This is a genomic window from Pseudoduganella sp. HUAS MS19, from assembly GCF_053615455.1.
On record NZ_CM132133.1, the window covers coordinates 116954 to 139779 of the forward strand.

22 protein-coding genes are annotated in these 22826 nt (G+C 63.3%); 7 read left to right on the forward strand and 15 right to left on the reverse strand.

All coding sequences use genetic code 11. The features are described 5' to 3' along the window. Nucleotides 1-120: 120 nt before the first annotated feature. Nucleotides 121-2652: a kelch repeat-containing protein gene (locus ACWBU6_RS00490; RefSeq protein ID WP_452646941.1), complete on the forward strand. Its 2532-nt coding sequence runs from the start codon at nt 121-123 to the stop codon at nt 2650-2652. On the opposite strand, the gene ACWBU6_RS00495 is transcribed toward ACWBU6_RS00490, so the two are convergent. Together ACWBU6_RS00495 and ACWBU6_RS00500 are read right to left on the reverse strand one after the other, a co-directional pair. Next, nucleotides 2646-3134 (reverse strand): GNAT family N-acetyltransferase, encoded by a 489-nt coding sequence (locus ACWBU6_RS00495; protein WP_452646942.1) that lies wholly within the window; start codon nt 3132-3134, stop codon nt 2646-2648. The genes ACWBU6_RS00490 and ACWBU6_RS00495 overlap by 7 nt on opposite strands. 20 nt (nt 3135-3154) lie before the next feature. Further along, nucleotides 3155-3601, reverse strand: coding sequence for a GNAT family N-acetyltransferase (locus ACWBU6_RS00500; protein WP_452646943.1), 447 nt, complete (start codon nt 3599-3601; stop codon nt 3155-3157). 364 nt (nt 3602-3965) lie between these two features. On the opposite strand from ACWBU6_RS00500, the gene ACWBU6_RS00505 reads away from it, so the two are divergent. After that, complete coding sequence (locus ACWBU6_RS00505; protein ID WP_452646944.1) at nt 3966-4682, forward strand: DUF6624 domain-containing protein; 717 nt, start codon at nt 3966-3968, stop codon at nt 4680-4682. On the opposite strand, the gene ACWBU6_RS00510 is transcribed toward ACWBU6_RS00505, so the two are convergent. The 6 genes from ACWBU6_RS00510 to ACWBU6_RS00535 form a co-directional block, all read right to left on the reverse strand. After that, complete coding sequence (locus ACWBU6_RS00510) at nt 4683-6488, reverse strand: vWA domain-containing protein (RefSeq protein WP_452646945.1); 1806 nt, start codon at nt 6486-6488, stop codon at nt 4683-4685. Continuing rightward, the gene (locus ACWBU6_RS00515) at nt 6485-7558 is read right to left on the reverse strand and encodes an AAA family ATPase (protein WP_452646946.1); all 1074 of its coding nucleotides are present in this window, start codon (nt 7556-7558) and stop codon (nt 6485-6487) included. The genes ACWBU6_RS00510 and ACWBU6_RS00515 overlap by 4 nt, the downstream gene beginning before the upstream one ends. A gap of 4 nt (nt 7559-7562) precedes the next feature. Next, nucleotides 7563-7715 (reverse strand): hypothetical protein, encoded by a 153-nt coding sequence (locus ACWBU6_RS00520; protein ID WP_452646947.1) that lies wholly within the window; start codon nt 7713-7715, stop codon nt 7563-7565. Between the two features lie 3 nt (nt 7716-7718). Then, entirely contained in the window at nt 7719-8927 is a 1209-nt protein-coding gene (locus ACWBU6_RS00525; RefSeq protein ID WP_452646948.1) for an RtcB family protein, read from the reverse strand. Nucleotides 8928-9182: 255 nt separating this feature from the next. Further along, complete coding sequence (locus ACWBU6_RS00530) at nt 9183-9968, reverse strand: hypothetical protein (protein ID WP_452646949.1); 786 nt, start codon at nt 9966-9968, stop codon at nt 9183-9185. Between the two features lie 8 nt (nt 9969-9976). Then, nucleotides 9977-10510 (reverse strand): hypothetical protein, encoded by a 534-nt coding sequence (locus ACWBU6_RS00535; protein WP_452646950.1) that lies wholly within the window; start codon nt 10508-10510, stop codon nt 9977-9979. A gap of 78 nt (nt 10511-10588) precedes the next feature. On the opposite strand from ACWBU6_RS00535, the gene ACWBU6_RS00540 reads away from it, so the two are divergent. Next, nucleotides 10589-11074: a hypothetical protein gene (locus tag ACWBU6_RS00540; protein WP_452646951.1), complete on the forward strand. Its 486-nt coding sequence runs from the start codon at nt 10589-10591 to the stop codon at nt 11072-11074. A 47-nt stretch (nt 11075-11121) separates the two neighbouring features. Here the strand turns inward: ACWBU6_RS00540 and ACWBU6_RS00545 are convergent, their stop codons facing one another. Further along, a complete protein-coding gene (locus tag ACWBU6_RS00545) occupies nt 11122-12984 on the reverse strand; it encodes a phosphoenolpyruvate carboxykinase (GTP) (protein ID WP_452646952.1) in 1863 nt (620 codons plus the stop codon). A 346-nt stretch (nt 12985-13330) separates the two neighbouring features. On the opposite strand from ACWBU6_RS00545, the gene ACWBU6_RS00550 reads away from it, so the two are divergent. Then, complete coding sequence (locus ACWBU6_RS00550) at nt 13331-14281, forward strand: D-2-hydroxyacid dehydrogenase family protein (RefSeq protein WP_452646953.1); 951 nt, start codon at nt 13331-13333, stop codon at nt 14279-14281. Nucleotides 14282-14332: 51 nt separating this feature from the next. On the opposite strand, the gene ACWBU6_RS00555 is transcribed toward ACWBU6_RS00550, so the two are convergent. Further along, nucleotides 14333-15112, reverse strand: coding sequence for an L-asparaginase (locus tag ACWBU6_RS00555; protein ID WP_452646954.1), 780 nt, complete (start codon nt 15110-15112; stop codon nt 14333-14335). 115 nt (nt 15113-15227) lie between these two features. On the opposite strand from ACWBU6_RS00555, the gene ACWBU6_RS00560 reads away from it, so the two are divergent. Continuing rightward, on the forward strand, nt 15228-15713 hold the full coding sequence (locus ACWBU6_RS00560; RefSeq protein WP_452646955.1) for an asparaginase domain-containing protein: 486 nt from the start codon (nt 15228-15230) through the stop codon (nt 15711-15713). A 253-nt stretch (nt 15714-15966) separates the two neighbouring features. Here ACWBU6_RS00560 and ACWBU6_RS00565 read toward each other — a convergent pair whose 3' ends face one another. The 4 genes from ACWBU6_RS00565 to dinB form a co-directional block, all read right to left on the reverse strand. Then, complete coding sequence (locus ACWBU6_RS00565; protein WP_452646956.1) at nt 15967-16131, reverse strand: hypothetical protein; 165 nt, start codon at nt 16129-16131, stop codon at nt 15967-15969. A gap of 133 nt (nt 16132-16264) precedes the next feature. Beyond that, nucleotides 16265-17161, reverse strand: a complete 897-nt coding sequence (locus ACWBU6_RS00570; protein ID WP_452646957.1) for a recombination-associated protein RdgC — start codon at nt 17159-17161, stop codon at nt 16265-16267. 56 nt (nt 17162-17217) lie between these two features. Continuing rightward, nucleotides 17218-17883, reverse strand: a complete 666-nt coding sequence (locus ACWBU6_RS00575) for a hypothetical protein (protein WP_452646958.1) — start codon at nt 17881-17883, stop codon at nt 17218-17220. Nucleotides 17884-17937: 54 nt separating this feature from the next. Continuing rightward, nucleotides 17938-19089 carry a DNA polymerase IV gene (dinB, locus tag ACWBU6_RS00580; RefSeq protein ID WP_452646959.1) on the reverse strand — a complete coding sequence of 384 codons (1152 nt, stop codon included), beginning with the start codon at nt 19087-19089 and terminating at the stop codon, nt 17938-17940. A gap of 81 nt (nt 19090-19170) precedes the next feature. Between dinB and ACWBU6_RS00585 the strand changes: the two genes are divergently transcribed. Next, a complete protein-coding gene (locus ACWBU6_RS00585) occupies nt 19171-19995 on the forward strand; it encodes a substrate-binding periplasmic protein (protein ID WP_452646960.1) in 825 nt (274 codons plus the stop codon). A gap of 84 nt (nt 19996-20079) precedes the next feature. Beyond that, the gene (locus ACWBU6_RS00590) at nt 20080-22008 is read left to right on the forward strand and encodes a methyl-accepting chemotaxis protein (protein ID WP_452646961.1); all 1929 of its coding nucleotides are present in this window, start codon (nt 20080-20082) and stop codon (nt 22006-22008) included. Here the strand turns inward: ACWBU6_RS00590 and ACWBU6_RS00595 are convergent. Then, a complete protein-coding gene (locus ACWBU6_RS00595; RefSeq protein WP_452646962.1) occupies nt 22005-22814 on the reverse strand; it encodes a helix-turn-helix domain-containing protein in 810 nt (269 codons plus the stop codon). The two genes, ACWBU6_RS00590 and ACWBU6_RS00595, sit on opposite strands and share 4 nt — an antisense overlap. Nucleotides 22815-22826 lie beyond the last annotated feature (12 nt).

Here is a 22826-nt window from a genome sequence, read left to right on the forward strand (position 1 = left end):
CTCCTGCGGCCGGACGATAGCGGCGCCGGCCGCGCGAAATACCAATACTGAATATTTCGTTAGTTTTTTGAATTGACTATTTCACAAACGACGTTACAGTTGTGCACCGGCAATATCGAAATGGAGAATCTCTTGCACCTGCCCCCACTAAGTCATCTTGCAGCCGCTACCCTGCTGGCCTGCGCCACCCTGTCCGCACAGGCCCAGGTCTCGACCGGCAGCATGAGCGCGCCGCGCATGCTGCACAAGGCAAGCGTGCTGCCTGACGGCCGCATCCTGCTGACTGGCGGCACATCCAAGCCCGGCAATCCCATCCATGCCAGCACCGAGATCTACGATCCGGCCACCGCTCAATTCACGCCGGCGGCCCCGATGCTGACCGCGCGCCGGCAGCATGCGGCGGTCACGCTGCAGGATGGACGTATCCTGGTTGCGGGCGGCATGACGCCGGCCAGCACCTTTACCAACACCGCCGAAATCTACGACCCGGCCACCGGCCAGTGGACTGCCACCGGCAATATGAACGTATCGCGTTACGACACCGTGGGATTGCGGCTGTCGGACGGCCGCGTCATGATCACCGACAAGAGGAACGCCAGCGCATACCAGGCGGACATCTATGATCCAGCCACCGGTTTGTTCACCAAGACCGGCAACATGCTGGAACGTCCGAACGACTCCGGACTGGTGCTGCTGCCTGACGGCCGGGTCCTGAAGATGGGCGGTTTTGCCAACAACGGCTACAGCCGCAATGCCGAGCTGTGGGATCCCGCCACCAACCAGTGGACCGCCACCGGCCAGATGAACGAGCAGCGCCAAAACATCCAGCCCGTGGTGCTGGCGGACGGCAAGGTCCTGGTTGCGGGCGGGCGTCGGGAATGGTCGCATAACACTACGGAGCTGTACGATCCGGCCACCGGCGTCTTTACGCCTGCCGCCAACATGCCGACTGCATTCGAGCCTACCAACGTCAGCGTGCTGCCAAGTGGCGATATCGTCTTCACCGCGGACTACAACCGCCAGCTGCTGCGCTACCAGGCAGCCAGCGGGACCTGGAACATGAGCGGCCCGCAGCGCAGCACCGCGCGCGACAGCACCCTGTCGCGCTTACCGGACGGCAATGTGCTGATCGCCGGCGGCGCCGCCCAGAATGACGCGACGACCTACGCCGCGATCTGGGAGCAGGCTTGCGCCGGACAGCTCACCACCGTGCCGGTCCGCACGCAAACCGCAGGCGGCGATGCCGGCACCGTCAGCTTCACAGTGAACGCGGCCCCCGGCTGCCGCTTCGAAGCTGCCAACCTGCCCGACTGGCTCACCCTCGCCGGCACCAACCCGCAGCAAATGCCGGCCAGCGGCAGCGCCACCGTAACGTTCAACACCAGCACCAACCTGAGCGGCGCCTCGCGCAGCGCGTCGTTCCTGCTGGGGAATGAATCGGTCACCGTCACGCAGGTGGCTTCCGCCAACTGCCCATCGGCGCCGGTGGTATCGCCGACCACCACCACTGTCAGCGGCTCCGGCGGCAGCGGCTCCCTCAGCGTTTTCGCAGCCGCCAGCTGCCCGTGGAACGTGGCTTCCATGCCAAGCTTTGTCACCGCCACCGGCGCGACCAGCGGCAGCGGCAACGGCAGCATTCCTTATTCGGTTGCCGCCAACCCGGACACGACTGCCTCGCGCAGCGGCTCCGGCCAAGTGACTTCGATGGGATACGCCACCACGTTCACCTTTACCCAGGATGCGCGCAAGCTTTGCCCAACCGCGCCGGTCATCAGCTTGAGCAACGCATCGTTCACTGCTGCCGGCGGCAGCACGACGGGCACGATTACCGCTGCGCCAACCTGCAAGTGGGCCCTGGCCGTTCCCGTCACCTGGGTCAGCGTCACATCCGGGGCCTCCGGCACCGGCAACGGCAGCTTCAGCCTCAACATCGCGCCGAATACCGGCGCCGATCGCAGCGACTACATGTTGGCGTCCAACCCGGACGCGGTGGGCATGGCAAAACTGAGCCAGACCGGTTCCGCTTGCGCCACCTGGAGCGTGACGCCTGCCAGCACCAACTTCCCGGCTGCCGGCACCAGCGGCAACTTCACCGTGTCGGCGCCGGCCAGCTGCAACTGGAACCTGGCCGGCGTGCCAAGCTGGATGAACATCACCAGTGCCATGAGCGGCACCGGAAACGGCAGCATCACCTACTCGGTAAGCGCCAACTCCGGTACGGCCCGCAATGCCACCGCAACCCTCAGCGGCAGCGGCCTGACCTTGCCATTGAGCCTGAACCAGCAAGGCACCACCCAGCCCACCGTCTGCAGCAAGTCGATCATCAGTGGTGAAACGGTAAGCGGCAACTTGCAGTCGTCGGCCTGCCCGGCGGGCGCGCGCGGCAGCGGCTATTACACCGACCGCTACATCTTCAGCGTGCTGCCGGGCCGCGTAGTGACCATCACCCTGGCTTCGTCGAGCTTTGATGCCTATCTCTACCTGCGCGACGGTTCCGGCAATGTGATCAGCTCCAACGACGACGGCGGTGGCGGCACCAACTCGCGCATCAGCTATACGCTGCCGGCGGGCGCATGGGGCAACTACACCATCGAAGCGACCAGCTACTACTCGGGGCGCTCCGGCGCCTACACCCTGACCTTCACTCAGTAAGGGTCGGGACTCCAGACGGCGTACATCTCGCCGTCTTGCTCTACGCCCGCCTCGATGAAACTGCAGGCGGCGTAGAGTTCTTTCGCCACGGTGTTGTCGGGACGGTAGCTGGTCCAGATACGCTGCACATTCCCATGTTTCTGGATCTCGGCCAGCGCCAGGTCGACCGCGCGCCGGCCATGGCCGCGGCCTTGGAAACGTTTGTCAACCATCAGGTGGTAGATCGCGTAGTCGCCAGGTTCATCCTCGGCGCCGGGCGCGGCGTACATCAGGAAGCCGACCACGCCATCCTTGTCGGCGATGGCGCGGCAATGGTAGTTGGGGTGGAAGCTGGCTTCCGCAATCGCGTACATGGTGGCTGCCGCGTGGTCCTGCTGGTGCTCGTGCAGTTCCAGTTCGGCGATGTCGGCAAAATTCTCCTTGTTGACCACATGCAGGTTGGTCGTGATCCACTTCCTCAGGAAGCGTTGGTATGGCCTCATTCTTGACTCCTTCTTCTTCGTTACAGCTCTAGTACCGCATTCATCTCGCCATCCTCGTCGATCTCCGTTTCGACGAAGCCCATGCTGGCGTATAGATCCCTGGCCCTGGTGTTGTCCGGCTGGTAGCTGATCCAGACCTTGCGCACGCCGCCGCGCGCGCGGATCTCGGTCAGCGCCATTCGCAGCGCACTGCGGCCGTAGCCCTTGCCCTGGTGGAGGACGTCCACCATCAGGCGCCACACGCCGAACTCGCCGGGGAGGCCTTCCAGCGCCATGTCGACGTACATCAGGAAGCCAACCAGCAGGTCGCCGGCGTAGACGGCGCGGGTCTGCATCTCCGGGTAGAAGCTGGCTTGTGCAATCGAGTAGGCGTTGCTGGCAACGTAGTCGCGCTGGTGGTCCAGCAGCCGCAAGTCGGTGATGTCGTCGAAGTTCTGCCGGGTGACAGCTTTGAGTTGGATCTCCATGATTCCTTTCCTCCTTGCGCCGGGGGCCAAAAAACAAAAACCCCGGCAAGTATCCTTACCGGGGTTTTTTGTCGTGGGACGTCCGGCTCGGGGGTGGCAAATCTGCCAGCAGCCCCGAGCGCACGCGCATCAGGGCTATCTGGTGTGCTGAATGCAGTTGATAGCGGAAATACGCATGACTGTCCTTTCTTAATCTGGGTTATGAAAAACTAACGAGCGCTGATTCTGCGCTCTTCACGAATGTAGTGTCAAGAAAAACTTTGTATAAATACTCACCCAGCTTTCTTGTTCAGGACATCGATGCCTGCGCGCCCGCGCAACCATCCGTGCTCCCCAGTTCCGGCAGGTTTGCTACCGTAAGTCCATGATGAGCGTCTACAAGCTTGCGTTAGCGCTGCTGCTGGCGTGCCATGGGCTGGCCAGCGCGGCTGAGCCAAGCCGCATCAGCGTCCAGACGCTGGCGGCAGGCAAGGAAGTCGCGCGTATCATGCTGCCGATCGGCCAGCGGCATACCGTGCAGGTGGAGGCGAACCAGGTGGAGCAGGACCAGCGCGGCACCACCCATGCGCGCGGCAACGTGCGCGTGACCATCCGCACCGGCGGCGCCGCCACCACCATCGTCGGTGATGAGATCATCATCAAGCGCAAGGTGCTCGATACCCGCGAGCTGGCCGCCATCCGCGCACTGGAAGGCATGGGCGCGCCTGGCAAGCGCGATGCGGCACGCGACCGCAAGGAACTGGCGCGGCTGAAGACCATCGTCGCCTCCCACGGCTGGCCGGGCACCCGCTTCGCCGGGCCCGACCTGTCGCTGAATGCCTTTACGGTCCTGATGCGAACGCCCGAGAAGGACCTGGAAGCCCTGCTGCCGGCCCTGCGCGAAGCCCAGGCCCAGAACGACGTGCCGGGTTCGCAGCTGGCGCAGGCCGAGGACCGTCTGCGCGTTGCCAAGGGCCTGCCGCAACGCTACGGCACCCAGCTCGCCAGCGGCAAACCGGTCGTCATCGAAGACGAAAGCGGACTCGATATCCGCCGCAAGATGATGGGGCTGCCGCCCATGCCCGCCACTTCGGGCCAATAGCTATTCCGTGATGTAGAAGACTTCCCCGCGCGGGGTGAACGGCAGGCGGCGCCCGTCGGCCAGGAGGTAGGCGTGGTCCATGCGGGTCTCGAGCCCGTCCTCGCACCAGCCGTCCGTCACGACCAGTACCGGGCCATGCGCCGGCATCTCTCCATTGTGCGCCAGTTCGCGCAGCTGGTCGAAACCCGGCTGCAGCACGGTCCCGCCGCGCCCGCGCAGGGTGAAACGGTCCAGCAGGTTTTCCGGCTCCACCCAGCCGCAGTCGTAGGCCATGGCATCGCAGCACACCAGGCGTACGGCGATGACGTCGCGGGCCATCGCATAGCTGGCGATTGCGCCGAGCGCCTTGCCCAGCATGGCAGGCTCCATCGAGCCCGAAGTATCGAGCAGCACGCCGAAAACCCGGCTCTTGCGCTCTTCCTCGGGAGGCTTGCACAGCATTGGCCGAGGGATATCGGGCGTCGCCCCCTGCCGGCGCGAAGGCCGCGCATAGCTGCGCCGCATTTCAAGCGGTGGAAAGCGTTCGTCGAACCAGTGCGCCAGCCGCGCGTCCCAGGGGATGGGCGGCTGCGCCAGGCTGCGGATTTCTTCCAGCAAGCCGGCCGGCACGGTGCCACGGCGGCCGTCGTACTCCCAGCGGTCCATGCCTTGTGCGAGCGCACGCCGGCAATACTCCTCCGCGTCGGTGAACTGTGCGCCGCTATCCTCGCCCAGCAAGTCGGGCTGTCCGGCGCCGCGCAATGTGGCCAGCTTGCGTGCACGGCGCATGTCGCGTGCCAGGCCGTCGTAGATTTCGTCTGCGGATTGCCCTGCCAGGCCGGCGTCATGCAGCATGCCGATGGCGGGCGGCGAACCAACCTGCATCTCCAGCAGCCAGCTGTTGATGGCGAAATCGCAGGCGACATTCCACAGCACAGGATCGCGTCCACGCCGACGCGAAGCGTGGTTCAAGCCAGCGTGCAGCAATTCGTGGGCTAGCACGAATAGCGTTTCATCGTCGTTCAGGCCTGCCGCAGGGTTGATCCAGATGCGACGGGCGCCGACATCGATGGCGGCGACCCGGATATCGTACTGCTGGCAGATGCGGATATCGTTTTCCAGGTCGAAGCTCGCCGCCAGTGCGCCCAGCAAGGGATAGCGATCCATCAGGCGGCGCCGCGCGCGGTGCTCGCGGCTTTGCGGCCTGGCCGCCTGCCCGACTGGTGCACCGCCGGCGATGGCAAGCGCCCTGCCGACGCCGCGTGCGATGCCGTCTGCCAGCAGTTCGTGCCAGGGGGTGGGCGTCTGGCGCCGCCATGACACCGGCCTTTCGCCGAGCGCCACGAACAGCGATTCACCGCCGGCAATGTCGGCGTGCCACGTCAGCAGCGGCGCCGGACAGCCATCGGTGCAAAAGCGCTGCAGCAAGGTCTCCACGCTGGCATCCGGGCACTCCGGCAAACGCCATTCTTCCGGCAGTTCGCCGAGCTTCAGTTCAGCGCAAAAACGCGATGCGGTCACCAGCGCGGCCACTTCCCACAGGCCAGCGGGCTCACGGCGCCGCACCAGTCCAAGTCCAAGACAGGAAAGGACGATGCCCACGACACGCGCCCATTCCTCCGGCTGCGCGCGCCGTTTCGGGTGCAGCCAAACCGTGCCGCCCGGCGACAGGGCGAGCCAGCCCCTGGCAGGCACCATCTGGTGCGCTGTATCGGCGCGGAACTCGACCTGCGCTGCGACAGCACCCAGCACGGGATGCGCCAGCACCTGGGCAATCCCGGCCTGGCGTGCGGCGGCCGCAGGATCGGGTTTCTTGTCCTTGCTCATGCAGTTTCCTTCTGGCTGCGGCCGGCCAGACGCGGCAGGTCACGCGCCACTTCCACCAGGAACCACGCAGGCAGGCGCCTTCCTTGCGCATCTTCGCCGAGCAGCGATTGTGCGATTTCGACGCTGATGCGGGCCAGGTCGCGCAACATATCCTTGGCACGGATCGACAAGGCATGGTGGGCGCTGCGCACGGCCGATTCTTCTTGCGGCAGCTCTTTCAACAAGTGCGCGCGGAACGATTGCGCGAGGAAGTACAGCACGTCGCGGTCCACCGGCGCGTCCGGCCAGTGCTGGTCTCCTTTGATGATTGCATGCAGGCCGTGCTTGTGCCGCAGCTGCTTGAGGAAGCCCTTGAAGTTGCCGGCATGGTTCGGCGACAGCAAGCCATAGGCCAGGGCATCGACCATATCCTCGCCGGCATCCTCGCCGAACGAATGCAACGCATCGGACAGCATATGCCAGCTGCGCGGCGTAGAAAACGGCTCCTCATGTTTCGGCGGCTCGCTCCACAGATGGTCGGGACGCAACTGGATATACTCCAGCACCCATGGGTGGATACCGCCTTCGCCGCTCGCCCACTCCAGCCACTGGCGATGATCGGAGCGCAAATGGATATGCGTCATGCGGTTCACCAATGCCGACGGCATCGGCTTGACGATGGCCGCATCCCTGGCGCGGTTGCCGGCGCCAATCACGATGGTTCCTTTCGGCAGGTTGTACTCGCCGATGCGCTGGTCCAGGATCAGCGAATAGAACGCCTTCTGGATCTCATGCGACGACGCATTCAGCTCGTCCAGGAACAACACGAACGGCTCATCGCGCACAATGTTCGCCGGCGGGAAAAAGCGCGAGCAGTTGCCGTCGATCTGCGGGATGCCCAGCAGGTCTTCCGGCGCCAGCTGGCTGCCGAGCAGGGAGACGCACTCCATGCCCACAGCCTCCGCGAAGCGGCGCACCAGCGCGCTCTTGCCGATGCCCGGTGGGCCCCACATGAATACCGGGCGCGTAATCGCCACGTGCAGCAGGAAGTCGATCGCCTGCTGCTGGTTCAACATGATTGCCGATTGCATAGTCTCACTCCTCCGGCTGCGCCAGTTGGCGGCGCAATTGCTGCTTCAATGCGCGGCGCGATGTTTGTTCGTCGCGCTGGTGGCTGCCGGCCTTGCGCTGGCGCGCCAGCACGGCCAGCGGGTTGCGCGGCTTCGGTACTTTGATGATTACCTTCATTGCTTATCCTTTCACGCACACGACTTGCTTCAGCGTGTGCACGATTTCGACGAGATCCGACTGGTGCGCCATGACCTGGTCAATGTCTTTGTAGGCAGCGGGGATTTCATCCACCACCCCACCATCCTTGCGGCATTCGATGCCTTGCGTCTGTTCGGCCAGGTCGAAGCGGTTGAACTTGCGTTTTGCTTCGCTGCGGCTCATGCGTCGTCCGGCGCCGTGCGAGCAGGAGCAGAACGATTCCTCGTTGCCCTTGCCGCGCACGATGTAGCTGCGGGCACCCATGCTGCCGGGGATGATTCCCAGTTCACCTTCACGCGCCGAGATGGCGCCCTTGCGGGTGACGTACAGCTTGTGGCCGAAGTGCGATTCCTGCGCCACGTAGTTGTGGTGGCAGTTGATCGCCTCGCCATCGAGCTTGAACGGCGGGACGTGCGGCTCCAGGGCAGCCACGACGCGGCGCATCATTTCGCGCCGGTTCAGCATGGCGTAGTCCTGGGCCCAGTCCACTGCTTCCACATAGTCGTCGAACAGTTCCGAACCTTCGCTGAAGTAGGACAGGTCGCGGTCCGGCAGGTTCACCTTGTGCCGCATCATCTCCTTGCGTGCAGCGGAAATGAAGTAGCGGCCGATGACATTGCCGATGCCGCGCGAGCCCGAATGCAGCATGATCCAGACGCGCTGCGCTTCATCGATGCACAGCTCGATGAAGTGATTGCCGCCGCCCAGGGTGCCCAGCTGGCAGATCCAGGTCTGCGCGAACTTGTGCTGCATCTTCATGATGCCCTTGTGGCGCGCCACGATGCGGTCCAGGCGGTCGTTCAACGGACGGCCGACGCGGGCGTGGGCGGAACCGCGCACCTTGTCGAAGGCGTGCTGCTCAAAGCCGACCGGCACCAGCGTTTCGATCGCGCTGCGCACGCGCGCCAGGTTGTCGGGCAACTGGCTCGCGGTCAGCGTGGTGCGCACGGCATTCATGCCGCAGCCGATGTCGACGCCGACTGCGGCGGGAATGATGGCGCCGCGCGTCGGGATCACGCTGCCGACGGTTGCGCCGATGCCGGCATGGACGTCGGGCATGGCTGCCACGTGCGGGTGCACGATAGGCAGGTTCGAAATATTCAGCAGTTGCTGGATGGCCGAATGATCAATGTCATCCGTATAGATGTGCACAGGCACCAGGCCTTTGTGCAGGCTTTGCTTAATTGGCATAACGTCTTTCGTTATGCCGGGGCTGTAGAAACAAAAACCCCGGCGAGTTTCCTGGCCGGGGTTCGTGTTGGAAGAACGACCGGCTCGGGTGGCTAGATTGCCTGCCCCGAGCGCGCGCGCTGCGGGGCTATCGAAGTTGCTGCGATGTGATAGCCGTACGTGGCATGGTCGTCCTTTCAAAAATTCGGGTTAATAAAAAATCAGTGGACGCGATTCTGCGCCCATTTGATTTTCAGTGTCAAGAAAAATTTTTGATTACCTTGCGCCTTCAACTTTTCCGGCGTAGCTGATCCGGCCTTTTTCAATCTGCCAAGTAAGACCATTCGGCACAGTCACGACGCGCCATTGCTGCCGGCTCCAAAGCTGCCAGAAAACATGTGCTTCCGTCGGCTGCGGATCCAGCAGATGTGACACGACGATAGCTACCGGCGTTTCTGTTGCCTTTTCCTGGTATGAAAGCGTCAAGCAGGATTTGGTGAAGCCTCGGCCTGTGACGATGCGGCCCGCCGGATCGGTATCGACTCGATATGTCCCTCCAAACGGCACTACGTGATTTTCCGTCGTGCCCGGAATCAGAAATACCTGCCACCCCTCAGGTTTAGGCAGTACGACAGAGTTGTAGTTCTGCGCGCATGGACGAAAGTCGTAAGCCATGCCGGTCTCGCGTGCGGCGGCAGCGCGCTCCTCGAACTCGCTCAGCGCTTGCGGAGTTTCGTACTGGGAGATGGTGCCGAGCAGGCGCCCGTCGGGACCAACCGCGGCGCGGTACCATGCAAGCATGCGCTCGCCGTCGTCCTTGCCGTAGTAGGTGACGACAATCGCCCCGCCCTTTTCTTCCGTGATGTAGCCACGCAGCTGCTGGCGCGCCTTTTCGGTGAACAGTGGCGTGACGGCATCGCTAACAACGGCAACAGCATGATCGTGAATGTAAATCTGGAGACCGCGCTTTTCGGCGGATTTCAATGCAGCGTGGTCTGGCTCTTGGGCGTGCGCGGCGACGGAGACGATCACGCCCATTAAAGCGATGTGCAATTTTCTCATGGCTTGGCTCAATTGTCGTGCAGCTGCTTCCATTCAGTCATGTCGCGCGGTGTGAAGTCGTCCTTCGACTTTCGCAAGACCGATTTCTCTTTTCCGACCGTCGCGTATGGTGGGTAGCCATCCTGTTCGATGAATTCACCTTGCAGCCCGCTGGCTTTCAGCTTTCCGGAGAAAGTCAAAATTCTCTTTGCATCCCGGCCCTCGCGTGGGAGGCCTTTGCGATGTTCAGCGCCTCGTGAATACCTTGCCTTGAATGAGATCTTTCCTTCTTTCTCGTTCAAGGCAATATCGTAAAGCTTGGCACCCACTGGCTCCGAGGAGCCAATGGCGATTCCGATGTTTCCGAAAACGGCGTTCCCTTGTTTGTATAGGCTCACTGCGTATCCGGATAATGCATGTGGGTCTTCGCCATCGTCCCATACTTGGTTCGAGTAATGGCCAACCAGTGACAACGGCGCGGTGTCGGCATGGGCCAGTCCAGCCATCCCCAAGAACAGGGCTGCGGCGAACAGAAACGCCGGCGATGTATTTTTTGCCTTCATATTGATGTTGCAGTTTTGATAAAGTTCACCGAAGCTTATTTCGAACCCGGCATCGGGTCAACTATTCAGGAGATAGAAATGATGTGTCGTCGCCTCGCTGTCGCGTTCGTACTTGTTGCGGCATGCGCCAATGCCAGCGCGGGAAGCCTGGCCAAGGCTTATGCCGACAAGGCCAGGAATGTTCATGTCGTTACTGCGTCCGGCAAGGACATCAGGTTGACCACGGATCGCCGCGCGGACGAAGTGCGGCTATCGCCCGATGGTGAATCTGCCGCGTGGCTCGCGCTCTCGTATTTCGCTGCGGATGGCAGAAAGTGGCCCACCGAATTGCATGTCTACCGCAACGGCCGCACGCGCTCCATCAAGTGCGGCGGGATCATCCGCGAGTACTGGTTCTGGAAGGGCGGCACGCATGTCGCCACCGATTGCGGCGGCCTGCATTTCGCCGGGATCGAAACGCTGTATGAGGTGCGCTCGATGAAAGAAGTCGACAGCTTCGACCAGGCGGAGGTGCCGGTCGAGAAGCGCCCGGAATGGTCGACCGCGGAGCGGCAGGCCGAATAAAAAAACGCGTCCCATGGGACGCGCTTTTTTTGCGGAAGCGATAAAGCTTAGCCGTTCAGGCGCTGCTCCAGCTTGGCCATATTGTCCTTCAGCTCTTGCGGCAGGTGGTATGCCAGCTTTTCGAACAGTTCAGCATGCAGCTTCAGTTCCGCGCGCCATGCATCCTTGTCGATCGAAGTGATGGTCTCGAACTCTTCGGCGGTGAATGGCAGGCCGTCCCAGGTGATGTCGCCGTAGCGCGGGGTGGTGCCGAAGATGTTCTCCACGCCGCCGCCGGTGCCTTCAACACGTTCCAGCATCCACTTCAGCACGCGCATATTGTCGCCGAAGCCTGGCCATACGAAGTGGCCGTTTTCGTCCGTGCGGAACCAGTTGACGCAGAAGATCTTAGGCAGGGTGGCGCCTTTGCCTTCCAGGCGCTTGCCCATGTCCAGCCAGTGCTGGAAGTAGTCGCTCATGTTGTAGCCCATGAACGGCAGCATGGCAAACGGGTCGCGGCGCACCACGCCCTGCTGGCCGGCGGCTGCAGCAGTAGTTTCGGAGCCCATGGTCGCAGCCATGTACACACCTTCGATCCAGTTGCGTGCTTCGGTCACCAGAGGAACGGTGGTGGAGCGGCGGCCGCCGAAGATGAAGGCGGAGATTGGCACGCCCGCCGGATCATCCCATGCCGGGTCGATCACAGGGTTCTGGGTAGCGGCCACGGTGAAGCGCGCGTTCGGGTGCGAAGCCTTGGTGCCGGACGCAGGGGTCCAGTCCTTGCCCTGCCAATCGACCAGGTGCGCAGGCGCTTCCTTGGTCAGGCCTTCCCACCAGATATCGCCATCGTCGGTCAGCGCGACGTTGGTGAAGATGGTGTTCTCGTTCAGGCAGGACATGCAGTTCGAGTTGGTCTTGGTGTTGGTGCCAGGAGCCACGCCGAAATAACCCGCTTCCGGGTTGATCGCGTACAGGCGGCCATCCTTGCCCGGCTTGATCCAGGCGATGTCGTCGCCGATGGTGGTGACTTTCCAGCCGTCGAAGGTCTTCGGCGGGATCAGCATTGCGAAGTTGGTCTTGCCGCAAGCCGATGGGAAAGCGGCGGCGACGTAGTGCTTCTTGCCCTCTGGCGACTCGACGCCCAGGATCAGCATGTGTTCTGCCAGCCAGCCCTCGCCGCCGTTCTTGGCGTCGTTATAGCCCATGGTGGAAGCGATGCGCAGAGCAAAGCACTTCTTGCCCAGCAGCGCGTTGCCGCCATAGCCGGAACCATAGGACCAGATTTCACGGGTTTCCGGGAAGTGCACAATGTACTTGGTAGCGTTGCATGGCCATGGCACATCCTTCTCGCCGGCGGCCAGCGGCTTGCCGACGGTGTGGATCGCAGGCACAAACTCGCCATCGGTGCCCAGCACGTCGTACACGGCCTTGCCCATGCGCGTCATGGTGCGCATGTTGACGGCGACGTATGGGGAGTCGGACAGTTCCACGCCGATGTGGGCGATCGGCGAACCCAGTGGGCCCATCGAGAACGGCACCACGTACATGGTGCGGCCAGCCATGCAGCCGTCGAACAGGCCGTTCAGGGTGCCGCGCATTTCCTGCGGGTCCATCCAGTTGTTGGTCGGGCCGGCCGCTTCCTTGGTCTGCGAGCAGATGAAAGTGCGGTCTTCAACGCGGGCGACGTCGGTTGGGTCGGAGCAAGCCAGGTAGGAGTTTGGACGCTTTGCTTCGTTCAGCTTTTTCATGGTGCCGGCGGCAACCATTTCAGCACACAGGCGGTCGTATTCTTCCTGCGAGCCGTCGCACCAGTAGATGCGGGCCGGCTTGGTCAATGCGGCGACTTCCGCCACCCAATTGATCAGTTTTTGCTGTTTGATGTAAGCTGGTGCGTTCATAGTTGCAACGCCTCCCATAACGGGCTGATTCATAGTACCTCCAATGCCAATAAAGAATTCTGTCTTGTCCCGGCACGGCAGGAATCGTCGTCAGCTTTTAGCTTGCGCGGAAGAATTGATACTTCGGCGAGATACGGCGGTTCTGTCGATGCGCCCGATTACTCGAGGGCGCGAGCGCCAGGCGGGGGTGTGCCCGGTCGCTGGAACATATGCTGCTGGAGCCTGGTCGGGCTCCTTGAATTGGGCCGATTGTACACCTGCGATCCCGCGCTTCCGACAAAAATGTAGGAATATTGCCCGACTAATGTAGTAGGCTATTCCAGATATTCACAAACCTGTTATTTCCCTACCATTTTCATCACAAAATCTGCTAACTGACATGAAAATTGCGATTCTCGATGATTACCAGGATGCAAGTCGTGGCCTGGAATGCTTCACGCTCCTGGAAGGCCATGAGGTCAAGGTTTTCAACAATTCCGTGCGCGGCATGGGGCAACTGGTGGCGCGCCTGGCGCCCTTCGAAGCGCTGGTATTGATCCGCGAGCGCACCGCATTCAACCGCGCCTTGCTGGCGAAGTTGCCGAACCTGAAGGTGATTTCGCAGACCGGCAAGGTGAGCGGGCACGTCGACATGGATGCGTGCCGCGAGCTTGGCATCACCGTGCTGGAAGGCGTCGGCTCGCCGACGGCGCCGGCCGAACTGACCTGGGCGCTGGTAATGGCCGCGCGGCGCAAGCTGTTCCAGTACGCCGGCAAGCTGCGCGATGGACAGTGGCAGCAGGTGTCGATCAGCCACGAGCACAATACGCTCGGCCTGGTACTGGCGGGGAGCACGATGGCGATCTGGGGCTACGGCAAGATCGGCAAGCTGGTAGCGGCTTATGCCAAGGCATTTGGCATGCGCGTGGTCGTGTGGGGCAGCGAGTCGAGCCGCGCTGCAGCGGTAGCGGATGGATACGAAGCAGCCGCCTCCCGCGAGGCATTTTTTGCGGAGGCCGATGTGCTGTCGCTGCACTTGCGCCTGGCCGACGGCACGCGCGGCATCGTCACGGCGGAAGACCTGGCGCGTATGAAGCGCGATGCGCTGTTCGTCAATGTCAGCCGCGCCGAGCTGGTTGCGACAGGTGCGCTGGAAGAAGCGTTAAAGTCCGGCCATCCCGGCTATGCAGCGCTGGACGTCTTCGAAACCGAACCGCTGCCGGAAAACTCCCCCCTGCTGCGCATGCCGAACGTGCTGTGCACCCCGCACCTTGGCTACGTCGAGAAAGCCAGCTACGAGCTCTACTTCCGCCACGCCTTCCAGAACCTGGTCAACCACATCAACGGCTGAGCCTGTGTCACACCATGGGGTCACACCCTGAGTGTGACACGAGCTGAAGCACTACACGGCTGTGTCCGTGTCACAGTTGGGGTGTGACCCCAGGGTGTGACACAGGCTGGGCTGTGAGGGCATGGCGTGGACTTTGCTCCAGAGGCCGGCCCAGCCGGGGGGCCAGGTGATGGCGGCGCCGCTATACGCGGAGAGGTTGGCGCGGACGGGCACGACCGGCACCGGCGGCATTTCCGTGAGCGCGGCGCCGTGCGGGCGCTGCATGTCGAGGCTGTACATGTAGCCGGGAAGCAGGGCGTCGCACACCTGGGCGAACCAGTTCGTATGGTCTTCGTCGCGGCCGAGCGCTTGCGCTAACCCTTGCGGGTCGAATCTGGCCAGGGCGTGCACCAGTTCTTCCGTCGTGGCGCCAGGCTGGTCGCCCCAGCCCATCACGGGGTTGAAAATGTAGTCGGCGCCGGAACCGTACCAGCCTTCGCGCCAGGAGCGCTGCATCCAGTCGCGCGGTCCGGTAAACAGGTGCCAGCGCCAGTGCAGCCCGGATGGCTTGGGCCAGGAGTACAGGTATAACTTCTGGTAGCCCGCCTTGTGCAACTCGCGTACCACGGCCATCAGCCTGGCGTGCGGCATGCGGTCGGGCGGGGCGCGGCGGAACAGGATCGCTTCGCCGTCGGCAAACTGCACTTCGTCGGTGGAGAGGTTCAGGTCGAGCGTGCGCGACTCATTGCCAAACCGGGCTGAAATCCAGCCGGTGAGCAAGTTGACAGCCGTGATCACTCCATAGCCGCGGTAGCGGTGGAAAATCACGGTTCCTGGTGCGAGCGCTTTCATGGTCTGGCCGGGCAAAAAACCCAGTGTAGTCAACTGTTCGGCGGAATGCCAGCCGGAAGCGGCAAACGTTTTCGGCTATCATGCACGCCATTCATTGATTTCATTTTAATTCATCATGACCCTGCGCATCATCGCTACCGGCGGCACTTTCGACAAGCACTATAACGAATTGAACGGTACGCTGGCTTTCGCCGACAGCCACCTGCCTGCCGCAATCAAGCGCGCCCGTATCACCACTCCTTGCGAGCTGGAAGTCGTGTCGCTGCTCGATTCGCTGGACATGGTCGACGCTGACCGCCAGCGCGTACTGGCCGCCTGCCAGGCCGCAGCAGAGAAAGCCATCGTGATCGTGCACGGCACCGATACCATGCCGCAAACCGCGGCTGTCCTGGGCCCGGCGATCAAGGACAAGACCATTGTTTTCACCGGCGCCATGATTCCTTACGAGATCGATAACTCGGATGCGTTCTTCAACATGGGGTTTGCCTGCGGCGTGGCGCAAGTGCTGCCGCCTGGCGTCTACGTGGCGATGAATGGCCAGATCTTCGCATGGGATAACGTGCAGAAGAACAAAGCTGCCGGCGTGTTCCAGCCGCTCTGAGTCATCTGAATTTCGCCAGCGTTTGCTGGAAGCGCGTGGCGTCCCGGTAGCCAATTACGCGCGCTTTTTCCTTGCCAGCGCCATCGAACAGGATGATGGCGGGCGGTCCAAAACAGGCCATAGCGTTTCAGCAGGGCCTTGTCTTTTTTCGCTGTTGGCCGTTACCTCGGCCTGCAGCAGCACACTCCCTTCCAGCGCCGCTTTCACAGGTGGCGCTGAAGGTGAACTTCTCCATTTCCTTGCACGCGAGGCATCAGTCGGCGTAGAAGTCGAGCATGACGGGGCGGCCCTGCGCGGCGCCTGCCTGCGCCATTTGCGCCACATGAAACGGCTGTACCAGGAACGCGCTGGGCGCGCTGCTGCAATTGCCGCCGGGTGTCAGTGATGTGCTGGCAGCGCGGGCGCGCCGTAGTGGCATGGCGCCACGGGATGGTATGCCGGGACAGCACCCGCCGCCGGCGGGCTGCTGCCAGGTGTGACCAACGTGCCCGAGGACTTGGCCCCGGGCTATTGTGAGCGCCTGCTGGCGTTCACGCGGGCGTAGCGGGAACTTAAGCTTTCGCTTCGCCGCCGAGGGCGTCGACCACGTCCTGCAGCAGCTTGGCCAGCTCGCCGGTCATCAGCATGAAATCGCCGTCGAAGCGTTCGTCATCGTTGCGGGTGACGGCGTCGTTTTCCTTCATCACGTCCAGCGGCTTGACGCCCTTGATGGCCAGCGCTTCGGTCAGCACGAAGCTGATCTTGCTGTCCCAGGTCATGGCCAGTCGGGTGCACTGCTTGCCGGCAGCGATGTGGCGGCGTACTTCTTCCGGCTCCAGGGTGTGGCGCACGTAGCGCACGGCCGCCTTGCTTTCGCCGGTGGCGCGCAGTTCGGTGTCCATGTCGACGGTGAAGCCGGCCGGCGCTTCGTCATCCTGCAGCCAGGCGGTCATCACGCCAACCGGGGAACGCTGCACGCGCAGGCTTTCGATCGGCATGCGGTCGACGGCTTTGAGCAGCATCTTGATGATGTCGTCGGCCTTGGCCGGGCTGGCGGCATCGACCACCAGCCAGCCATTGACCGGGTCGATCCAGCACCAGGTATTGCTGCGGATGGTGAAGGCGCGCGGCAGCAGTTCATCGTGCACGCGTTCCTTGAGTTCTTTCATGGCTTTCTTGCCAGGAGCAAAGCCTTGCTGCTCTTCCAGCTCGGCGGCGCGCGCCTTGGCAACCTGATTGACCACGGTCGATGGCAACAGCTTCTTCTCGGTGCCCAGTACCATCAGCATCTGTTTGTTGACAACGTGCACCAGGCCGCCGTTCGGGCGCGGCTTGTCCCAGCCCTGGCGCATCAGCTCATTGCTGCTGGCGGGAGAGAAGGACTGCGACTGGAGGGCTTCTTCGAGTTGTTCTGGAGTAAATGCCCAAGGGGCAGGCAGGCGGTAAACCTGGAGATTCTTGAACCACATAAACGTTATCGACCTTGATCAGCTTTTTCCACGGGAACGACATTTTACATGGCTACTCACGGGCAAGTCATGACCTTTGTCTTGTTCCAGTCACGGCGGGGGTCTTGCCCACGGGCGCCGACCAGGTTGGTGTACTCGCAATACTCCTGGTTGCCCTTGCGATAGCGCTTCATCGTCACGCCGTCGCCCAGGTCGGAAGTCTGTTCCAGCACCCAATCCTTGGTCTGCGACCTGGCGATGGCCATGCCGAGCTTGGTGTCCGGCAGGATGATGGTTGCAAACTTGTTCAGGCTCTCCTTGCGGAGCTGGCGGTCCACGCCGGCCGCCAGCCTGCGGTTTTTTTCCAGCAGGGTTTCCGTCGGCGCCGCCGGCTTGGCAAACGGGTCGTCGTTGGCAGTAGCCGGCACGGTGACGGCGTCTGCCACTGGCGTTGCAGTGGCGGAAGCTGCCGGCGCCGCCGCGGTGACGGCCACCGGCGGCGGTGGCGCGCTGCGCCGGGCGGCACGGGCGCCAGCGTTGGGCGCAGCTGGGGCAAGGGCTGCCGCTGGTTGTTTCGGCCGCTCCCTGGGCGCTTGCAGGTAGACCAATTCGCTTTCGCGCTGGACTTCGGCCTGGCGCACATAAGGCGTGCCACGCCAGCACAGGAAAAGTGCAGCATGCATCAGGGCGACTGCTGCCAGCCAGGCGCACCGGGCCGGGCGGAGTTCAGCATTGGCTTGCATAGGTGATCCGGGTTTGCAGCCGGACTCAGCTTGCCGGCTCGCGCCGGAAAGTTATCACAAATTAGCAAAAAGATCACCCTGCGCCGGCTGTGACTTACCTGCTTCTTCCAGCGAGCAGAGCGCCGACATGCGCACGCCGAGCAGGCGCAGCCGGTCGTCCAGCGGCACCCTGCGCAGGCACTCGCCGGCAGCGCGGCGGATGGCGGCCGCATCCGCCGTCGGCGAAGGCAGGGTCAGGTCGCGCGTCACCGTGCGAAAGTCGGCATAGCGCAGCTTGATGCCCACCGTACGGCCGGCGTAGCGCTTGCGCGCCAGGTCGTCCGCCACCTTCTGGCACAGGCGGGTGAAGATTTCGGACAGCTCGGCGCGGTCGCGCTTGACATGCAGGTCGCGCGAAAAGGTGGTTTCGCGGCTGACGCCTTTCGGCTCGCTGCGCGTGGCGACGGCGCGCTCGTCGCGGCCATGGGAAATGCGCTGCAGCCATTCGGCGTAGTTGAGGCCGAAGTGCTCCTGCAGCAGGGCGGGATCGGCTGCCGCCAGTTGGCCGACGGTGTCGATGCCCAGCGCGACCAGCTTCTTCTCGGCCTTGGGGCCGATGCCGTTCACCTTGCGCACCGGCAGCGGCCAGATGCGCGCCGGCACGTCGCCATAGCCGACCACGGTCAGGCCGTTGGGCTTTTCCAGGTCGGAGCAGATCTTGGCCAGCAGCTTGTTGGGGGCGACGCCGATCGAGCACGACAGCCCGGTGGCGGCGCGCACCGCGTCCTTGATGCGCTGGGCCAGTTCGCGGGTTTCGCCTTCCACCTCGCTCAGGTCGATGTAGATTTCGTCAATGCCGCGGTCTTCGATCTGCGGCGCGATGCTGGCCACGGCAGCCTTGAACAGGCGCGAATACTTGCGGTAGGAATCGAAATCCACCGGCAGCAGGATGGCGTCCGGTGCCAGGGCGGCCGCCTTCATGGTGCCCATGGCGGAAAATACCCCCAGCGCCCGCGCCTCATAGGTGGACGTGGTGATCACGCCGCGCCCCACGTAATCGCGCAGGCGGGAGAATTCGCGGCTGCCGTCCGGCAATTCACGCGGCTGGTGGCGCGCGCCGCCGCCGATCACCACGGGCAGGCCGCGCAACTCCGGATAGCGCAACAGCTCCACGGACGCGTAAAAGGCGTCCATGTCGAGGTGGGCAATGCGGCGGGGCCAGTCCATAACAAATAGTCGAGTTCGCTTGTGATACTGTAATTATATACAGCATTTTAAGCAAGGTGCCTGCTGGCTATACTGCTGGGCATGACGATACTGCCCCTGCTGCTCGCTCTTGCCGCCGCCCCGGCGCTTGCCGCCCCCGCCTGCCCGGCTCCCTTGCATGCCGGCGCCAGCGACCTTGGCATGGCATCGTTCCGCGAGGACGAGCGGGTCGGCGGGGCAGCCATTGACGTGCTGCGGGAGCTGGCGCGCCGCACCAACTGTTCGCTCAGTATCAGCTGGTACCCGCGGGCGCGCCTGTGGGCCGAATATGCAAGCGGCCGCATCAACGTGACCGCCAGCTCCGCACGCAGCCCCGAGCGCGACCGCCTAGGCCAGTTCGTGCCCTTTGTCACCACGCGCTTTGACCTGGTGCTGTCGCACCGCGTGGCCGGCAGCTACAAGTCGCTGGCCGACCTGGTTGAACATGGCAGCGCGCGCCTGAACCTGGTGCGCGGCATCCTCTATTCCCCCGCAGTCGAAGCCCAGGTCGAACGGCTGCGCAGGCAGGGGCGGGTCGAAGTGGTCAACGACTTTGATATCGCCTTCCGGAAAATGGCCTCGAAGCGCGCCGAGGCAACACTGGCGCCGCTGACCATTTACTCACGCTACCTGGAAAGCGCCGGCCTGCAGGACCAGGTCGACGTCGTGCCGGTGGCGGAATCGGCGCCTGTGCTGGCCGGCGCCTATTTGTCGCGCAACGGCCTCACACCGGCTGCACGCAAGCTGTTTGCCGCTGCCTTGCTTGGCATGGTGGCCGATGGCAGCGTGGCGCGCATCTATGGCAAGTACGTGGGCGAAACCAATGGCCGTGCCCTGGTGACGGAGCACGGGCGCGCCATCATTTCGGCCTACCAGCAACTGCCCTGACATTGCTGTGGCAATGATCGCCGCGCCGCGTTACCATGCCAGTGCGATCATCGAACAAAAACCACAACTTCTGGCGAGGCTGGCATGAGCTTTTCGAACATGAATATCGGTGTGAAGCTGGCGATCGGATTTGCGCTGGCAATTGCGATCCAGCTTGCAATGTCGCTGACAGGAATCAGCCGCTTGAGCCACAATGCGGGCCTGACCGATCGCCTGATCAGCGACCGCTACCTGAAGGTGCAGCTGACCAACGAAATGCGCAGCTATTCCAACCGTTCGGCCCAGGCCTTGCGCAACGCCATGCTGGCGCCGGACAAGATCAGCAGCGATGCTTTCCTGGCCAGCATGGCGGAGGCGGACAAGGCTGGCGCCGCCGCGGCGGAAAAGCTGCAGAAGATCCTGGTGCTGGAAGAAGCCAAAAAGCTGTTTGCCGAGGAAACACAGGCGTTCGAAGCCTTCCGCGCCAAGCGCGACGAGGTAGTAACGCTGTTCAAGGAAGGTGACCAGGATAGCGCAGTGCAAACGCTGTTCAAGCAGGCCATTCCGCTGCAGAACGCTTACTTCGGCAAACTCGATGCCATCCTCGCGCTGCAAAGCAGGCTGATGACGCAGGATGGCGACGAAGCAACGCGCACCGCATCGAATGCGACGATGCTGATGCTTGGCCTGCTGGTGCTGGCAACGGTGTTGTCGGTCCTGGCGGGCTACCTGATCACCCGCTCGGTGACCCGACCGCTGCTGCAGGCGGTGGCGGTGGCGGAGACCGTGGCGCAGGGCGACCTGACCGCCGACATCGACGCCAGCCGCAAGGATGAAACCGGGCGCCTGCTGAACGCCCTGCAGGACATGGTGGCTTCGCTCAAGCGCACCGTAGGTTCGGTGCGCGCTTCCACCGATACGATCAATACCGCCGCGGCCGAAATCGCGGCGGGCAATCTCGACCTGTCGCGCCGCACCGAGCAGCAGGCAGCCAGCCTGGAGGAAACCGCTTCTTCGATGGAGGAGTTGACTTCGACCGTCCGGCAGAATGCGGACAATGCACGCCAGGCCAACCAGCTGGTGGTATCGGCCGCCAGCCATGCCAGCGAAGGCGGGCAGGTGGTGGGCGAAGTGGTCGATACCATGGGCGCGATCAAGGCCAGTTCCGCGCGCATGGCTGACATCATCAGCGTTATCGATGGGATCGCCTTCCAGACCAATATCCTGGCGTTGAATGCCGCCGTCGAAGCGGCCCGCGCCGGCGAACAGGGGCGCGGTTTCGCGGTGGTGGCGTCGGAAGTGCGCAACCTTGCGCAGCGCAGCGCGGCAGCAGCCAAGGAAATCAAGGAGCTGATCGATGATTCGATCGCCAAGGTTGATGCAGGCGGCGCCCTGGTCGACCGCGCCGGAACGACCATGCAGCAGATCGTCTCTTCCGTGCAGCAGGTGACCGATATCATGAATGAGATAACGTCGGCCAGCCAGGAACAGTCTTCCGGCATCGAGCAAGTGAATATTGCCATCGTGGAGATGGATAATGCCACCCAGCAGAATGCGGCGCTGGTGGAGCAGGCGGCGGCCGCGGCGCGCAGCATGCAGGAGCAGTCGGAGCGGCTGGTCGAGGCTGTGGCGGTGTTCAGGATGGAGGATCCGGCCGCGGGGTACGCGGCTGCGCGCGCGCCGGAAACGCGTGCGTCCGCCGCGCCAGGCGCGCCGGCACGGGCCACCATGCCGGCGTTGAGGGCCGCACGCGGCTCCGCCAGCGCAGCGCGGAGAGTGCCGCCGACAGCGCGCGAGGAGACGGTGCAGGATGTAGCGGAGGAACTTGTGGAGGCACAGGCTGCCGACGCGCAGGACGCTTCGGCCGAGCCGGATGAGGCAACGCGGGCTGCCGGTGCGGCGCGGGCCGGGACGGCACGAAGCGGCGCAGCGCGTGCAGCAGGACGGGCAAGCACTGCGCAAGGCGCTTCGGCCAAGCCGGCAGCGTCGCCGGCGCGCGCAACGCCGCCGGGCGACGACTGGGAAGAGTTTTAAGCCGCCTGCTTGCGGAACCACTCCGCCGTCGCTTGGTCGGCGGGGAAGAACGCTTCCATGCGCAGCTCATGTACTGTCACGTCATGCGGCGTGCCAAGCGTGGCGATCGTGGTGAACAGGTTGAGTTCCACGCCGTGTTTGCGCACCGTAAACGGCAGGAAAGGCAGCGCGCGGCGGTCGAGATTGGCCGTCGTCGACGCAGCCCGGATGCCAGGCATCGCCAGCAACTCTTCCAGCAGCAAGGTCGCTTCGCTGCCCGGCCCGTCGCCCATGGCTTCGCGCTGGATCCATTGCAGCAGGTCGGCGCTGACATCCTCCCAGTTGACAATGTACTTGCGCAAGCCCTCCGGGTCCAGCGTCAGCTTGATGATATTGCCGGTAGTGGGCGGGCCATCGAGCAGCCACTCGATCATGCTGGCGGCCGGGCCATTGCTCATGACCAGGTTCCACAAGCGGTCCACCACCAGCGCGGGGTACGGCGCCTGCTGCTGCAGCATGAAGTCCAGCGCCTGCTTGACTGCCATCATCTCCGGATCGGACAGGCTGCGCTCCTGGTAAGCCGGCGCATAACCGGCCGCCAGCAGCATCACATTGCGCTCACGGAGCGGGATATCGAGGACGATGCCGAGCTTCAGGATCATTTCCCGGCTGGGCTGCGAACGCCCGCTTTCCAGGAAGCTGATGTGCCGCTGCGAAATGCCGCTCTCGGTCGACAGCCGCAATTGGCTGAAACCGCGCTTGCCGCGCCAATAACGCATCGCTGCCGCATAGTCGCTGAAGTATTGCCCTGATGCTGCCGCTCCCATATCGCTCCTATC